At 67.2% G+C, this 875-nt stretch carries 1 protein-coding gene; it reads left to right on the top strand.

The features are described from left to right. Positions 1 to 875 (top strand): sugar ABC transporter substrate-binding protein (locus G7A99_RS21825; protein WP_163144050.1); only part of this gene is annotated, 875 nt, incomplete at both ends.

Raw genomic sequence — 875 nt, forward strand, 5'->3', positions numbered from 1 at the left:
AGCGGTGCGCTGCTGTCAGTGGCGGCCACCCTGGGCCTGCCGAGCGTGGGCCATGCCGCCGAGGGGGGCGCCTATCCGTCCCACCCGAAGTGGAACTTCGTGTTCGTGAACCACGTGTCCACGAACCCGTTCTTCGTGCCCACGCAGTACGGGATCGCCGACGCCTGCGAGCTGCTGGGCTGTACCTACCAGTGGACGGGCTCGCAGACGTCGGTCGCCAGCGAGATGGTCAATTCGATGAACGCGGCGATCGCCTCCCAGGCCGACGGCATCGCCATCGCTTTGGTGGACCGCAACGCCTTCGACGCGCCGGTGGACCGGGCACTGCGCCAGGGCATTCCGGTCTTTTCCTACAACGCCGATGTCGACAACAACCGCCTCGCCTACGTGGGCCAGGAGCTCTTCCTCGCGGGCAAGGCCGTCGGCCAGCGGATGGTGGAGCTGGTGGGCTCCGGCGAGATCGCCGGGTTCATCGCGACGCCGGGCCAGCTCAACATCCAGCCGCGCCTCGACGGCGCCAAGGAGGCGATCGAGGAGTCCGGCAAGGACATCACACTGCACGAGACGGCCACCGGGGCGACCATCAACGAGGAGTTCTCGCGGGTGGAGTCGTTCTACCTCGGCCACCAGGACCTCAAGGGCATGTTCGCCGTCGACGCGGGCAGCACGGCAGCGGTGGCGAAGACCATGAAGAAGCACGGCCTCAGCGGGAAGGGCATCCGCGCGGGCGGCTTCGATCTGCTGCCCGGCACCCTGAACGGCATCGATCAGGGCCACCTGGATTTCACCGTCGACCAGCAGGCCTATCTCCAGGGGTTCTACACCGTCCTGGAGATGTTCATGTTCAAGGTCTCCGGCGGGCTTACGGGGCCGGG

The sequence above is a fragment of the Arhodomonas sp. KWT genome, assembly GCF_010993615.1.